Origin of the sequence: Kribbella sp. NPDC051718 (assembly GCF_040681515.1) — a bacterium.
GTDB lineage: Bacteria > Actinomycetota > Actinomycetes > Propionibacteriales > Kribbellaceae > Kribbella.
Genome location: NZ_JBFAYZ010000003.1, coordinates 179,115 through 194,158 on the forward strand (window position 1 = coordinate 179,115; position 15,044 = coordinate 194,158).

Consider the following 15,044-nt stretch of genomic DNA (forward strand, 5'->3'; position numbering starts at 1 on the left):
AGTCCTCAGTGAAAGCCTCAACCTGTTGCGACCCTCAACGACGCACGCCCGCTTCCGGTTACTCGCGTCACATGAACACCCGCTCCGCCGGGTCCAGCCCCATCGCCGTCTCGGCCCGCCGGATCTCCACCAGCCCCGGCGTGAGCTCCACCAACTCCGTGAACCCCAGCCGCGCGTAGTACGGCCCGTTGAAGGCGACGTCCCGGAAGGTGCTGAGCGTCAACGCAGGTAAACCCCGCGCAGCAGCCCACCGCCAGACCTCGTCGATGAGCGACCGCCCGATGCCTTGTCGCCCGTGGGCCGGATGAACGCTCACCTGCTCGATATGCGCACACCCATCGACCAGCTTCACCAGCACGAAGCCCACCGCCACGTCGTCCTCGCCGGCGGCAGTCCATGCCAGCCCCGCCCGCTGGTACGCCTCGAAGGCCGCGAGCGACGGCGGCGGATGGTCGGCGACATCAGCCATCCCGATCTCGCGGAACAGCACCCCGGCCGCCTTCTCGATCGACTGGAGCAGCGGCAGTTCGTCGACCCGGGAGAGGCGGATCGTGGCGGAGGTGGTCATGGCCTGAGGCAACCATGACGACCGGCCCCGGTGCCACCCGATTGCGCTGGGTGATATCGTCGGCGACGTGAAGCGTTGCTATTGGCGATTTTTTGAGTGGCCGGCTGTGGTGCCGGGCAGCTCAGCCGATCGCTGACGCCCGACCAAGAACCACCAGCCGGCTCTCGAGGCAAGGACACTCGTCCTTGCCTTTTCTCATTCTCAGCCGGCGCTGACCTCGGGATCACCGCGGAGTACCGGCGGAAAGGTTCCCCACCATGAACACCAAGCCACAGGCCAGACCGATCTCCGAGGGCGCTGTCGTCGACCGGCGGATCGAGAAGACCGTCCCGTTGATCACCCCGCTCGCCCTGCACGAAGAGTTGCCGCTCACGCAACAACTGGCCGAGACCGTCGTCGCCGGCCGCCAAGCGGTCACCGATGTCCTGAACGGCACCGACGACCGCTTGCTCGTTGTGGTCGGCCCCTGTTCCGTGCACGACGCGAAGGCGGCCCTCGAGTACGCCGAACGCCTCGCCCCGATCGCCGAGCGGCTCTCCGACGGCCTGCTCGTGGTGATGCGCGTGTACTTCGAGAAGCCCCGCTCGACGCTCGGCTGGAAGGGCCTGATCAACGACCCCGGCCTCGACGGCTCCGGCGACGTGAACACCGGCCTGCGGACTGCTCGCGCGTTGCTGCTCGAAGTACTGGCCAAGGGCCTGCCGGTCGGTTGCGAGTTCCTCGACCCGATCACCCCGCAGTACATCGCGGACACCGTCGGCTGGGGCGCGATCGGCGCCCGGACCGTCGAGAGCCAGGTGCACCGGCAACTCTCGTCCGGCCTGTCGATGCCGATCGGCATGAAGAACCGCCCCGACGGCAGCATCGCGACCGCCGTCGACGCGATCAAGGCCGCCGCCGTCCCGCATGTCTTCACCGGTATCGACCACGACGGCGCGCCCGCGATCCTGCACACCCGCGGCAACCCGGACTGCCACCTCGTACTCCGCGGCTCCGACGCCGGCCCCAACTACGACGCCGACTCGATCGCCGGCGCCACCGAGTTGCTGCGCAAGGGCGGCCTGCCCGAGCGCGTCGTCGTCGACGCCAGCCACGGCAACAGCCGCAAGGACCACCACCGGCAGCCGATCGTCGCGGCCGAGATCGGTCAGCAGGTCGCCGACGGGAACCAGGCGATCGTCGGCGTGATGCTGGAGTCGTTCCTGGTCGAGGGACGTCAGGATCTGGACCCGACGAAGCCGCTCGTGTACGGACAGTCGATCACCGACGCCTGCCTGAGCTGGGAGACCACCGAGACGGTGCTGGAGGGGCTGCGCGACGCCGCGATCAAGCGTCGTACGGGCGCGTGAACTTCTGAAGAAGGAACACTCCGGGGCATCCCCGGACAGCCAGGTCCTGACCTACTGTCCGGGGCATGACTGAGATTTCCCGCCGCACTGTTCTCGGCTCCGCGGCCGGTGGGGTAGCGCTCTCGCTGCTCCCGCCGTCGCTGCACGCGGCGATGGCGCAGCCCATCCGCCCCGGTGGCCTCGACGCCATCGAGCACGTGATCGTGCTGATGCAGGAGAACCGCTCCTTCGACCACTACTTCGGCATGCTGCGCGGTGTCCGCGGGTACGGCGACCCCCTGCCCCTGCGGCTGCGCAACGGCAAGACGGTGTTCCACCAGCCGGTGACCGGTGGCGGCGAGGTGCTGCCGTTCTCGATCCGCAAGGCGGCCGCCGACGCCGGCCGGAACCCGGACGACATCCAGTACCTGGGCGCGCTCGCGCACGGCTACACCGACGCGACCCAGGCCTGGGGCAACGGCTGGAACGACGACTGGGTGCAGGCCAAGACCGCCGCGACCATGACGCACTACGACCGCCGCGACATCCCGCTGCAGTACGAGCTGGCCGAGACCTTCACCATCCTCGATGCCTACCACTGCTCGGTGAACGGTTCCACCAACCCGAACCGCAACTACCTGTGGTCCGGTACGACCGGATTCGAGCCCGGTACGACGCAACGCGCGGTCACCAACGCGGCGTACTCCTACGACCACAAGGGCTACGACTGGACGGCGTACCCGGAGCGGCTGGAAGCGGCCGGCGTGTCCTGGCAGATCTACCAGGAGTGGGACAACTTCACCGACAACGCGGTCGAGTACTTCAAGACGTTCAAGGAACTCGGCCACCGGATCCTCGCCGACGTGCCGGGCTACCGCACCACCGAGGAGTTCTACGACAAGCTCTTCGAGAAGACCCCGGCCGAGCAGGCCGTCGCGCTGAAGCTGCTCGCCGACGCGGTCGCGAAGCAGCCGGCCGCCGACCAGAAGCTCTTCTTCAAGGCGATGCACCGCACCGAGCCCGAGTCGCTCGTGCCGCGCGTGCGCGCCGACATCTTGGCCGGCACGCTGCCCGCCGTCAGCTGGCTCGTCCCGTCGGCGGTCGACTCCGAGCACCCCGGATCGTCCACGCCGGTCGGCAGCGCGAACCTCGTCTACGACCTGCTCGACGCGATCGCCTCGGACCCGGAGACCTGGTCCAAGACCGTGCTGCTGATCAACTTCGACGAGAACGACGGGTACTTCGACCACGTCCCGCCGCCGGTCGCGCCGCGGCCCGCGTCGGGCGAGGGCGACGACTGGTACGCCGGCCGCCCGATCGGCCTCGGACCGCGCGTCCCGATGACGGTCATCTCGCCTTGGTCGGTCGGCGGCCACGTGAACTCGCAGGTGTCCGACCACACGTCGGTGATCCAGTTCCTGGAGAAGTGGACCGGCGTCAAGGAGCCGAACATCAGCTCGTGGCGACGGACCGCGTGTGGTGACCTCACCTCGGCGTTCGACTTCAAGCGGTCGCACAAGCAGCCGACGACGGACGCGCCTGGTCCGGTACCGGCGCCGATCTCTCGTTGGAAGCCGACGCCGCCGGTGAGCCAGGCGCTTCCGCTGCAGGAGCCTGGTCGGCGGCCAGCTCGCGCATTGCCTTACCAGCCGACGGTTTCGGGGTTTGTTGCTGGCGGCAAGCTGAAGCTTGCGCTAGGCAATGATGGGGACGAGGCGGTCCATTTCGCGATCTACCCGTATGGCGGTGAGCTGCCCGCACCGGCGCATGTCGACGTCGCGGGAGAGTTCGAGCAGGACATCGCGGTCAGCGGACCGTACGAACTCGCCGTCCAGGGCCCGAACCGGTTCTGGGCCGAGCTGGCCGGTACTTCGGACGGCGTCGCCGCCGGCCTCGACGTACGGATCGGCGTGTACCGCGGCGAGCTGCACGTCGAGTTGGAGAACACCGGCACCAAGCCGCTCACCGTGAAGCTCAAGGCCCGCGGCTACGGCAGCCGGACGATCAACCAGGACGTCCGCGGCAAGCAGACCCGGGCGCTCACCTGGCCGACCGACCGGGGCTGGTACGACCTGGAGATCACCACCGCCGAAGACACCACCTTCCGTCGCCGGCTGAGCGGCCACGTGGAGAACGGCGCCCCGAGCATCACCGGCTGAACCTGCCTCGAGCGTCACGGCTCCAACGGCTGCCGCCAGCTCTATCGGCTGAGCGGCAGCCGTACGGCTGGGGGAAGTGGCGTCGCGACCGGGTTCGCCTGGAACGACTGCAGGATCAGCGCGGCCAACCGCCGCGACGCCGCCACCCTCAGCTGCGGGGACTCCGCCCGGATGCCCTCGTTCGCCATCAGCGCGAGGGCGACATCCTCCAGAACGAGGTCCTTGCGCAGACTGCCGGCCTTCTTCGCCCGCCGGATCAGCTCGAGCAGCAGCTTCAGCGAGCGATCGCGCTCGGCCGCGAACCCCTCCGTGTGCGGAAGCTGCGAGGTGAAGGCCCGGGCGAATCCACGATCGAGCGCATGCATCTCGAAGACCTTCTCGATCACGTGGCTGAACCCCTGCCACGGATCCTCGGCCGCCAGCCCTTCCTCGGCGACCGCCGAGCACATCTGCACCTGCTGCGCGAACGCCTCGGTCAGCAACTCTTCCTTGGTCCCGAAGTGCCGGTACACGGTCGCGACCCCGACCTCGGCCCGCCGGGCGATCTCCCGGATCGGCACGTCGAGACCGTCGGCGGCGAAGGCCACCCGGGCCACCACCAGGATGCGATCACGGTTGTCGCGGGCGTCCGAGCGGAGCTTCGTTCCCACTTGTGCCGTCACCGCTCTCACTTTAGCCAACCGGACGGGGTGCTCCGTTACGTTCGGCCGCATGAGAGCAATCGAGTTCAGCGAATATGGTCCGCCCAGCGTCCTGCGCGTCGCCGAGGTGGAGGAGCCGCAGGCCGGTCCGGGGGAGATCCGGATCGCGGTGCGGGCATCCGGGATCTCACCGGGTGAGACCTACGTCCGCTCGGGTCGGCTGCGCGAGTTGGTGCCGGTGACGTTGCCTTACCGGACCGGGTTCGACGCTGCCGGGGTGGTGGATCAGGTTGGAGCCGGCGTTACCGGAGTACGGGTTGGCGACGAGGTGTTCGGCATGACGTCCACGACCGGGCGCGCAGCCAACGCCGACTTCGCGGTGTTGACCGGCTGGGCGTTGAAGCCGTCCACCTGGAGTTGGGAGGAGGCAGGCGGTGCCGCGGGTAGTGTCGAGACGGCCACCCGAGTGCTCGATCGGCTGGGGGTGAAGGACGGGCAGACCGTGCTGGTGCAGGGCGCAGCGGGAGCGGTCGGCACCGTTGCGATCCAGCTGGCGGTGGCTCGGGGCGCGCGGGTGATCGGTACTGCGAGCGAACGCAACCACGCCTTCCTGCGATCCCTCGGCGCCGAGCCGACGACCTATGGCGAGGGGCTGGTAGAGCGAGTCAAGGAGCTGGCGCCGGACGGAGTGGACGCGGCATTCGACTGCGCCGGCGGTTCCTTGCTGGACCTCATCGCCATCGTCGGCGCCCCGGGACGAGTGGTGACGATCGCCGACTTCGACGCAGCGGCTCACGGCGTACACATGTCCCACAGCGCCCCGGCCGAAGAAACTGGAGCGTCGATCGGCGCCGCCGACTCGCTGGCCATCCACGGCCTCGAAATCGCCGTCACCCTCGCCGCCGAGGGCAAGTTGCGGGTGCCGATCGCCGCTGCATTCCCGCTGGAAGATGCTGCAGCCGCCCACGAGCTAAGCGAAACCCGCCACGCCCGCGGCAAAATCATCCTGCTGCACTAGTCTCGCTGAGGACGGGCGCGCTGCAACCCGGTGACGAAGGCGCGCCGCCGAACGTTGTGGAGGAGCGGGTCGGATGAGCTTCCCTTACCCGGCGACGGATTATCAGGAGGACAACCGCGGGCAGTTCCATTTCAGTTCGCGCGGCGGCTGGATGAACGACGTGAACGCGCCGCTGTACTACCGCGGCGTCTACCACCTCTATTACCAGCACGCCCCGAACAGCCTCGTCTGGGACACCATGCACTGGGGCCACGCGACCAGCACCGACCTCGTCCACTGGCAGCAGAAGCCGATCGCCCTCGACCCCGGCGTCCATCCGGGCGATCTCTGGTCCGGCGGCGGAGTCGTCGACACCGGCAACGTCGCCGGTCTGAAGAGTGGCGACGACGATCCGATCGTCGTGTTCTCCGGAACCAACGGAGTACAGATCTTCTACAGCCTGGACGGCGGCAACACCTTCAAGACCTTTGCCGACGGCAAGAAGGTGGTGAAGCCGAACGCCCGGACCAGCCGCGATCCGAAGGTGTTCTGGGATCCGGTCGCCATGCATTGGGGCATGGTCGTCTGGTCCGACGAGGGTGGCAACGGTGCCGACTTCTACACGTCGGAGAACCTGCTCGACTGGACCTTCGGCTCCCGCTATCAGGCCGACTGGCTGTTCGAGTGCCCGGACATGGTCCGGATGCCGTTCGAAGGCGGCTACAAGTGGGTGTTGAGCGCCGGCAGCGGCGAGTACGTCGTCGGCGACTTCGACGGCACGACCTTCCACCCGCTGTCGCGGACGCAGCAGAAGCTCAACCAGACCGATACGCACGCCGGCGGCGGGTACTACGCGGCGCTGACCTTCGCCAACCTGCCCGTCAAGGACCGCGTGGTCTCGATGGCGTGGCAGGGGGAGAATCAAGGCACGATCTGGACCGGCAACGCGACCTTCCCGGTCGACCAGCGGCTGAAGCGGACGCCCGACGGACCGCGGGTCGTGAGCACCCCGATCCCCGAGATCGCGACCCTCCGGACTTCGACCCGGACGTGGCAGGACCGCACCCTCGACAGCGCGAGCGCGAAGCAACTCCTCGAGGACGTGAAGGCCGACACGTACGAGCTGGAGGCGACGATCGACGGACAGAACGTGCAGCGGTTCGGCTTCCGCCTGAAGACCGACCGCCAAGTCGTTTACGACGCCGAGGCTCAAGCGCTTGACGGTGCCGCACTGAAGCCCCAGCAGGGCAAGGTCAGGCTCAGGTTGCTCGTCGATCGTGGCCAGTTGGAGGTCTTCGGCAACGACGGCGAGGTGTACCAGAGTTACAACCTCCACTGCGATGGTCTCGAGCTCTTCGTCGACGGCACGCTGAAGCTCGAGTCGCTCACCCTGCACGAACTCAGCTCGATCTGGGGCTAACCACTGGTAGTTGAACGCAACATGAGGAAGGGTGGCAAGTAGTCGGGGCGATTTTGGGGAGGGATCGTTCGCGTGGATGTACTTGCTGTTCCTGAGGACGAGTTGGACGATCTGCGGACGCGACTGCGGCGCACGCGGTGGGGGACGAGTTGGCCGGGGACCGGGTGGGAGGCCGGGACCGACGGTGCCGAGCTCCGCAGGCTGGTCGACTACTGGGCAACCGGTTTCGACTGGCGCAAGCAAGAGGCCGCGCTCAATGCGTTGCCTTCGTACTTCGCCGACCTGGACGGCGTGCCGGTGCACTACCTCCGGTACGACGGTGAGCACCCGGGTGCGCTGCCGATCGTGTTGACGCATGGCTGGCCCAGCTCGGTGCTCGAGCTGACCGAGTTGGCGCATCGGCTTGCCACGCCCTCGCAGTACGGGGGTGCGGCGGTGGACTCCTTCACCGTGATCGTGCCGTCACTGCCCGGGTTCGCGTTCTCGCCGCAACGACCTTCGTTGCCACCGGCAACTTCAACGCACGAACTGTGGCATCGATTGATGCACGACGTGCTCGGCTTCGACCGGTACGCGGCGCATGGCGGCGATCTCGGCGCAGGCATCAGCGCCTTGCTCGGCCAGACGTATCCCGAATCCGTCGTCGGCATCCATGTACTCGCCGTCGCGAATCCGTCCGGCTACGACCCGGACGAGGTGACGCCGGAGGAGCAGGCCTACCTCGCTTCCGAGGCCGAGTGGTACGCCGAGGAGGGCGGCTACGAGCACGAGCAGATGACCCGTCCGCTCACGCTGAGCGCGGGCCTTTCCGACTCGCCGGCGGGACTGCTCGCCTGGCTGCTGGAGAAGTACCGGGCCTGGACCGACTGCGACGACGATCTGAGCACGCGGTTCAGCGACGACTTCGTGTTGACCCAGGCGTCGCTGTACTGGTTCACGAACACGATCTCGACCTCGTTCCGCCCGTACTACGAGTTCCACCGCGGACTGCGCGACCGGGTGACCTCGGTGACCGTGCCGACCGCGATCGCCGTCTTCCCCGAGGATCTGGTCCGCCCGCCGCGCAGCTGGGCGGCTCGGACGTACAACGTGACCAGGTACACGGCGATGCCTCGCGGTGGCCACTTCGCCGCCTGGGAGGAGCCGGAACTGCTGGCCGACGACCTCACAGCCTTCTTCCACAACCTGAGGTAGTCGTCCCGCTCGACAGGAGGTAGAGCCGTAGCTGGGCTGTCGGCGGTGCTCGCTGAGCGTCAGCGGCCGGAGGAGGCGAGAGTACCTCCTGTCGAGCGGGACCTAGCGGGCGATCGGAGCCGTCCGGGCCGAGGTGAGCTTGATCAGGTCGGCGGGGGAGAGGCCCAGGTCGAGGCCTCTTCTCCCGCCGGAGACGTAAACGGTCTCGTGGTCGGTCGCGCTCGCGTCGACGACTGTCGGCAGCGGTCGCTTCTGGCCGATCGGGCTGATCCCGCCGACGACGTACCCGGTGATCCGCTCGGCCGCCGCCGGGTCGGCCATCGCCGCCTTCTTGCCGTTGAGCGCCGCCGCGACCGCCTTCAGATCGAGTTGCTTGTCGACCGGTACGACACCGACCGACAGCTTGCCGTCGACCTCGACCAGCAGCGTCTTGAACACCTGCTCCGGTTGCAGCCCGAGCGCCTCCGCGGCTTCCAGTCCGTACGACTTGGCCGCCGGATCGTGCTCGTACGCATGCGTCGTGAACGGCATCCCGGCCTTCGTCAGCGCGACCGTCGCGGGCGTGCCCTGACCGCTCTTGCTTTTCGCCACGGGGGCAGCCTACGACTTCGATGCCGAGGTCAGACGCACGCAGCAGTGGGCGGGTTGAGGCTCGAGGACCGCCTGCAGCCCGGTACCGCCCAGGCCGTCGAGCAAGCCGCCGAGCAGGTGCAGCGTCATGTTGCAGACGAGGTCGGTGTGCTCCGCAGCCAGCGCCTTGAACGGGCAGTTGGCGAGATCGATCGCCGCGCCGTTGCGACGAGGCTCGAATCCGTGCGCTTGCAGTACTTCGGCGAGCGGCGTACCGGGGTGTGTACGGGCAGCGCGGCCGGCGGATTCGCCGTACTCGCGGGCTCGTCGCTCCAGCGCTTGCCGGGGGGAGCCGCCCGAGGTCTCGGCGTCCTCCATCGCGGCTGCCAGGAGTCGTCCGGCCACGTCGTACTGGCGCTCCGGGAAGGAGACTCCGATCTCGCGATCCGAGCGGCGGTAGAGCTTGGCCGGCCGGCCGGCGCCTGGTCCGGTACGGCCCGTACGGCGCTCGAAGACGACGGTGAGCAGACCCTCTTCGACGAGCTTGTCGAGATGGAAAGCGGCCGTCGTCCGCGGTACTCCGAGTGCTGCGGCGGCGTCCTCGCGACTAACCGGCCGCGGCTCGGCGATGACGTGGTCGTAGAGCCGTCGTCGGGTCGGTTCGTCGAGCGCGGCGACCGCCTGGATGCTCGCGTCCGTCGGCTGGTCCACGGAATGATTCTATCGCCAAGTTCCGTTGACGAAATAGTACGGTGGCTTTTAAGGTCGATCGATCTCACTGCAGGAGGCGTCAGATGACCACGATTCGTACAGAGCTCGATCCCGCCGGGCTCGACGAGGCCGACGACGTCCTGCGACCCGTGCCGTTGCACGTCGTCGGTGGCCGGCCGGAGATCGACCTGGAGGCGGCCGAGCGTGCGGTCGCGGATCTGCTGGTGGCGCTCGGGCGGGATCCGCACAGTGCGCATCTGGCCGAGACGCCGCGGCGGGTGGCGAGCGCGTACGCCGAGATGCTGACGCCGCGGGAGTTCGAGCTGACGACGTTCCCGAACGACGAGGGGTACGACGAGCTGGTGCTGGCGCGGAACATTCCGGTGCAGTCGCTGTGCGAGCACCACATGCTGCCGTTCCAGGGAGTGGCGCACGTCGGGTACCTGCCGGGGCAGCGGATCCTCGGGCTGTCGAAGCTGGCGCGGGTGGTGGAGTTGTTCGCGCGTGATCTGCAGGTGCAGGAGCGGTTGACCAAGCAGGTCGCCGACTGGCTGCAGGATCAGCTCGCGCCCAAGGGGGTGGGCGTGGTGATCGAGGCCGAGCACCAGTGCATGTCGTTGCGTGGCGTGCGCGCGATCGGCTCCAAGACGGTCACCTCGGCGCTGCACGGGATGCTCCGCGACAGCCCCAGTTCACGCCAGGAGTTCTTCGCGCTCACCGGTATCTCGTCGGCCACCTGAGTTCGGGGCGGCGCGGCGTACCGGCGTACGGGTCAGGCTGAGGCCACCGCCTGGTGGTGATGGGTGTGCCGGCCGGTCGCCAGGATGTGCGCGACCTCCCCGGGCAGCAGGTCGGTGCCGGGGACCGGTTCCATCTCGGAGACGTCGAGCCAGCGGACGACGGTCGCGCCGCAGTGGCCGTGGACGGCGAGGATGGAGTCGAGGTCCGGCCAGACCGCGGTCGACGGGTTCTGGCCGTGCCAGCGCAGCGCCACCGATCCGTCGGTGAAGACGCAGCCTTCGGCGACCGTTCCGGTGCCGGAGACACCGCTGATGTCGGCGTACCTGACGAGTTCGAACGTCTGGGGTTTCACCGCCGGACCTCTTCGGTCCGGGCTGCCCGCTGACTGGTGCTAGGTCTGAAACTGGAATGGCTTGAGGGAGTTGCCATGGTCCTTTCCCCGGTGTCGGCGTGGTTCAGGGCAATTCGCCACAAACCGGGGACCGGTACGGACTGTCAGCGGGGAAGGACGGTCTGTAGCGACTCATCTACTGGAATTCAAGGTAGAACCAACCGCCCGGACACGCCAGTGGTCGACCCGCGTGTCTCATTCTTCGATCCTGATTCCTCAACAAATCAGGCGATTGATGGCCGTTCGGCGTGATCGAATACGGAAGTGTTCCTGACCATCGCGCTGCGTTCCCCGGTGCCTGAAGTGCCCGCGACCGATCTCGGATTCCTGTTGCACAAGAATCCGGCGCGACCTCAGTCGTTGGAGGTCGCCGGTGGGACGGCGCATGTGCTTTACCCGGAGGCGACAGCGGAGCGCTGTACCGCGGCGGTGCTGCTGGAGGTCGACCCGATCGCCCTGGTGCGGTCCGGTCGCGGCAGGTCGTCGGAGGGTTTCACCCTCGGCCAGTACGTCAACGACCGCCCGTACGCCGCGTCGAGCCTGCTCGCGGTCGCCCTCGGCAAACTCTTCCGCACCGCCATGAACGGCCGCTGCGACGCCCGCCCTTCTTTGGCGGCGTCGGCGATCCCGCTGGAAATCCACCTCCCCGCCCTCCCCTGCCGAGGCGGCGCCCCTCTAGCCGACCGCTTCTTCGCCCCGCTCGGCTGGACGGTCGACGCCCGCCCCATCCCCCTGGACCCGACAATCCCCGCTTGGGGCGACTCCCGCTACATAGACCTCCGCCTAACCGGCGAGGTCCGGCTGGCCGACGCCCTGAACCACCTCTACGTCCTGATGCCAGTCCTGGACGACGCCAAGCACTACTGGGTAGGCCCGGACGAGATCGAAAAACTCCTCCGAGCCGGCGAAGGCTGGCTAGCCACCCACCCCGAGAAGGAGCTGATCTCCCGCCGCTACCTGGCACACAGCCGAAACCTCACCGACACCGCCCTAGAACGCCTAACCGAAGCCGACGGCGACCTACTGGCCGACGACCCCACCACCGAGTTCGGCGACAACCTCCCCGGCTCCGCCGGGTCAGTCGGTGTGGTGGGAGAGGGCCCAGCCGCCGCGCAAAGCGGGCCGCCTGGCGGCGGCTCTGCCTCCACCCGCCCGTCGCTCGCCGCGCAGCGGCGGGCGGTGGTGCTCGAAGTGCTGCGGGAGGTCGGTGGGCAGCGCGTGGGTGATCTTGGGTGTGGTGAGGGTGTGCTGGTCGGGGAGCTGCTCAAGGACGGGCGGTATGACCTCGTCGTGGCTACCGATGTTTCGTCGAGGGCGCTTGCGCAGGCTGAGAAGCGGTTGCGTGTGGCTGAGATGTCGGATCGGCAGCGGGAGCGGTTGCGGTTGTTTCAGTCGTCGGTGACGTACGCGGATGAGCGGCTCGCCGGGCTGGATGCGGTGGTGTTGATGGAAGTGGTCGAGCATGTGGATCCGCCTCGGTTGCCGGCGTTGGGGCGGGCTGTGTTCGGGGTGGCGAAGCCGGGGGCTGTGGTGGTGACCACGCCCAACGCGGAGTACAACGTGCGGTTCGAGATGTTGAGTGCGGGGGCGTTCAGGCATCCGGATCATCGGTTCGAGTGGTCCCGCGGAGAGTTTGCCGAGTGGGCTGACGGGATCTGCAAGGCCTACGGGTATGCCGTCGAGTTTCGGGCGGTGGGGCCGGTGGACGACGAGGTCGGGGCGCCTACTCAGCTGGCGGTTTTCAGAAGGAAGGAGGAGGTGTGATGGTGAGCATCGGGGTGCCGGCGTTGAGTCTGGTGGTGTTGGTCGGGGCCAGCGGGTCGGGGAAGTCGACGTTCGCCCGCAAGCACTTCCTCGGGACCGAAGTGATCTCCAGCGATGTCTGTCGCGGACTCGTGTCGGATGACGAGAACGACCAGGCGGCGACCAAGGACGCCTTCGAGGTGCTGAATTTCATCGCGGCGAAGCGGCTCGCCGCGGGACGGCTGACGGTGATCGACGCGACGAACGTGCAGCCGGAGGCGCGCAAGGAGCTGATCGCGCTCGCCCGGGAGTACGACGTGTTGCCGGTGGCGATCGTTCTCGATCCGCCTGAGCAGGTGTGTATCGCGCGCAACGAGCTGAGGCCCGACCGGCAGTTCGGCAAGCAGGTCGTGGCGCGGCAGCGGTCGCAGCTTCGGCGTGGGCTGAAAAGCCTTAAACGCGAGGGATTCCGGACCGTCCACACGCTGTCGAGCGTCGAGGAGATCGATGCCGTCAGCATCGAACGGACCCGGCTGTTCAACGATCTCGCCGACCAGACCGGCCCGTTCGACATCGTCGGCGACATCCACGGCTGCCGCGCCGAGCTCGAGCAACTGCTCACCACCCTCGGCTACACGATCACCCGCGACCCCGGCGGCCGCCCAGTCGACGCGAGCCACCCGACCAGACGCGCGATCTTCGTCGGCGACCTCGTCGACCGCGGCCCGGACACCCCCGGCGTACTGCGTCTCGTCATGGGCATGGTGCACGCCGGCCACGCGTACTGCGTGACCGGCAACCACGAAGCCAAGCTGCTCCGCTCGATGCAGGGCAAGAAGGTCCGTATCAACCACGGCCTCGCCGAGTCGCTGGAGCAGTTGGCGGAGGAGCCCGAGGAGTTCCGCACCGAGGTCGCCACCTTCATGGACGGTCTCATCTCGCACTACGTCTTCGACAGCGGCAACCTGGTCGTCTCGCACGCCGGCCTGATCGAGCGGATGCACGGCAGAACTTCAGGTCGCGTCCGCTCCTTCTGCCTGTACGGCGAAACGACCGGTGAGACCGACGAATTCGGCCTGCCGATCCGCTACCCCTGGGCCAACGAGTACCGCGGCCGGGCGATGGTCGTCTATGGCCACACGCCGACCCCGGAGCCGGAGTGGATCAACAACACCATCTGCCTCGACACCGGCTGCGTGTTCGGTGGCTCGCTGACCGCCCTGCGCTATCCGGAGCGCGAACTCGTCCAGGTCGAGGCGGCCGAGCAGTACTACAAACCCGCCAAACCACTGCACGTACCGTCCGCGCCCGAGCGTGAGCCGGACGTCCTCGACATCACCGACGTCGTCGGCCGCCGAGTAATCGAGACGGCGACCCACGGCCGGATCAGCGTCCGCGCCGAACAGGCCGGCGCCGCGCTGGAGGTGATGAGCCGGTTCGCGATCGACCCGCGCTTCCTGCTCTACCTGCCGCCGACGATGAGCCCGGTCGCGACCTCACCGGTGCCTGGCTTGCTCGAGCACCCGACGCAGGCCTTCGAGGCGTACAAAGGCCAGGGCGTCACCGAGTTGGTGTGCGAGGAGAAGCACATGGGCTCGCGTGCCGTCGTACTGCTGACCCGCGACGACGACGTCGCCGAGAAACGCTTCGGCCTCGCCGGACGTGGCGCCGTGCACACCCGAACCGGCCGCTCGTTCTTCGACCCGACCCTGACGGACGACCTGCTACTCCGGCTCCGCGAGGTCGCCGAAGCAGCCGGCCTGTTCGACGAGCTGGACACCTCCTGGCTGCTGCTCGATGCCGAGCTGCTGCCGTGGAGCGCGAAGGCCGGCGACCTCCTCCGCAACCAGTACGCCGCTGTCGGCGCGGCCGCCCGTTCTTCGTTGCCCGCCGCAACGGCCGCGCTCGAATCGGCTGCTGCAGCAGGGCTTGACGTGGGGGAGCTGCTCGAACGAACCAGACGCCGTACTGCGAACGCGGACCGCTTCACCGAGGCGTACCGACGCTACTGCTGGCCGACCGAGGGGCTGGACGGCGTCCGCTTGGCTCCCTTCCAGTTGCTGGCGTCCGAAGGAGCGACGTACGAGCAGAAGCCGCATGCCTGGCATCTCGCCCTCGCCGACCGAATGGTTGCCGCAGGCCCCTCTCTCGTCACACCGACCCGACGGCTGTTCGTCGACCTCGAGTCGTGGGACGCCGGGATCTCGTGGTGGGAGGAGCTGACCGGCGCTGGTGGCGAGGGCATGGTGGTGAAGCCCGCGGCCAACCTCGTCCGGACTGCGAAGGGTCTGGCGCAGCCGGGGTTGAAGGTCCGTGGGCAGGAGTATCTGCGGATCATCTACGGCCCGGACTACACCGAGCCGGAGAACTTCAGCCGGCTGCGTGACCGCAAGCTCGGACACAAGCGATCGCTCGCCCTCCGCGAGTACGCCGTCGGCCTGGAGGCGCTCGAACGGGCCGCCCGGGGCGAGCCGCTGTGGCGCATCCACGAATGCGTCTTCGCCGTTCTCGCCCTCGAGTCAGAGCCGGTCGACCCCCGGCTCTAGCAGCCCTCGGCTCCAGCGCCCGCGTGAGCACTGGA

13 protein-coding genes are annotated in these 15,044 nt (G+C 68.1%); 8 read left to right on the forward strand and 5 right to left on the reverse strand.

Features of this window, described 5'->3' with window-relative positions; genetic code table 11:
• Positions 1-67 precede the first annotated feature (67 nt).
• Positions 68-568: a GNAT family N-acetyltransferase gene (locus AB0M15_RS12490; protein ID WP_363816904.1), complete on the reverse strand. Its 501-nt coding sequence runs from the start codon at positions 566-568 to the stop codon at positions 68-70.
• 257 nt (positions 569-825) lie between these two features.
• Between AB0M15_RS12490 and AB0M15_RS12495 the strand changes: the two genes are divergently transcribed.
• Positions 826-1,917 carry a 3-deoxy-7-phosphoheptulonate synthase gene (locus AB0M15_RS12495; RefSeq protein ID WP_363816906.1) on the forward strand — a complete coding sequence of 364 codons (1,092 nt, stop codon included), beginning with the start codon at positions 826-828 and terminating at the stop codon, positions 1,915-1,917.
• Positions 1,918-1,982: 65 nt separating this feature from the next.
• A complete protein-coding gene (locus AB0M15_RS12500) occupies positions 1,983-4,055 on the forward strand; it encodes a phosphocholine-specific phospholipase C (RefSeq protein WP_363816908.1) in 2,073 nt (690 codons plus the stop codon).
• A gap of 41 nt (positions 4,056-4,096) precedes the next feature.
• On the opposite strand, the gene AB0M15_RS12505 is transcribed toward AB0M15_RS12500, so the two are convergent.
• Positions 4,097-4,717 (reverse strand): TetR family transcriptional regulator, encoded by a 621-nt coding sequence (locus tag AB0M15_RS12505; RefSeq protein ID WP_363816910.1) that lies wholly within the window; start codon positions 4,715-4,717, stop codon positions 4,097-4,099.
• A gap of 49 nt (positions 4,718-4,766) precedes the next feature.
• Between AB0M15_RS12505 and AB0M15_RS12510 the strand changes: the two genes are divergently transcribed.
• From AB0M15_RS12510 to AB0M15_RS12520, 3 genes are all read left to right on the forward strand, one after another.
• Positions 4,767-5,714, forward strand: a complete 948-nt coding sequence (locus AB0M15_RS12510) for an NADP-dependent oxidoreductase (RefSeq protein WP_363816912.1) — start codon at positions 4,767-4,769, stop codon at positions 5,712-5,714.
• A gap of 73 nt (positions 5,715-5,787) precedes the next feature.
• Positions 5,788-7,113, forward strand: a complete 1,326-nt coding sequence (locus AB0M15_RS12515) for a glycoside hydrolase family 32 protein (protein ID WP_363816914.1) — start codon at positions 5,788-5,790, stop codon at positions 7,111-7,113.
• 72 nt (positions 7,114-7,185) lie between these two features.
• Complete coding sequence (locus AB0M15_RS12520) at positions 7,186-8,307, forward strand: epoxide hydrolase family protein (RefSeq protein WP_363816916.1); 1,122 nt, start codon at positions 7,186-7,188, stop codon at positions 8,305-8,307.
• A gap of 102 nt (positions 8,308-8,409) precedes the next feature.
• Here the strand turns inward: AB0M15_RS12520 and ybaK are convergent, their stop codons facing one another.
• Both ybaK and AB0M15_RS12530 read right to left on the reverse strand, forming a co-directional pair.
• Complete coding sequence (gene ybaK, locus AB0M15_RS12525; protein ID WP_363816918.1) at positions 8,410-8,898, reverse strand: Cys-tRNA(Pro) deacylase; 489 nt, start codon at positions 8,896-8,898, stop codon at positions 8,410-8,412.
• A gap of 9 nt (positions 8,899-8,907) precedes the next feature.
• Positions 8,908-9,588, reverse strand: a complete 681-nt coding sequence (locus AB0M15_RS12530) for a helix-turn-helix domain-containing protein (protein ID WP_363816920.1) — start codon at positions 9,586-9,588, stop codon at positions 8,908-8,910.
• Between the two features lie 83 nt (positions 9,589-9,671).
• Between AB0M15_RS12530 and folE the strand changes: the two genes are divergently transcribed.
• Positions 9,672-10,328, forward strand: a complete 657-nt coding sequence (folE, locus tag AB0M15_RS12535; RefSeq protein WP_363816922.1) for a GTP cyclohydrolase I FolE — start codon at positions 9,672-9,674, stop codon at positions 10,326-10,328.
• A gap of 32 nt (positions 10,329-10,360) precedes the next feature.
• Here the strand turns inward: folE and AB0M15_RS12540 are convergent, their stop codons facing one another.
• Positions 10,361-10,681 carry a hypothetical protein gene (locus tag AB0M15_RS12540; RefSeq protein ID WP_343981229.1) on the reverse strand — a complete coding sequence of 107 codons (321 nt, stop codon included), beginning with the start codon at positions 10,679-10,681 and terminating at the stop codon, positions 10,361-10,363.
• Positions 10,682-10,984: 303 nt separating this feature from the next.
• On the opposite strand from AB0M15_RS12540, the gene AB0M15_RS12545 reads away from it, so the two are divergent.
• The gene (locus tag AB0M15_RS12545; RefSeq protein ID WP_363816924.1) at positions 10,985-12,484 is read left to right on the forward strand and encodes a 3' terminal RNA ribose 2'-O-methyltransferase Hen1; all 1,500 of its coding nucleotides are present in this window, start codon (positions 10,985-10,987) and stop codon (positions 12,482-12,484) included.
• A complete protein-coding gene (locus tag AB0M15_RS12550) occupies positions 12,484-15,009 on the forward strand; it encodes a polynucleotide kinase-phosphatase (protein ID WP_363816926.1) in 2,526 nt (841 codons plus the stop codon). The genes AB0M15_RS12545 and AB0M15_RS12550 overlap by 1 nt, the downstream gene beginning before the upstream one ends.
• Positions 15,010-15,044: the final 35 nt, after the last annotated feature.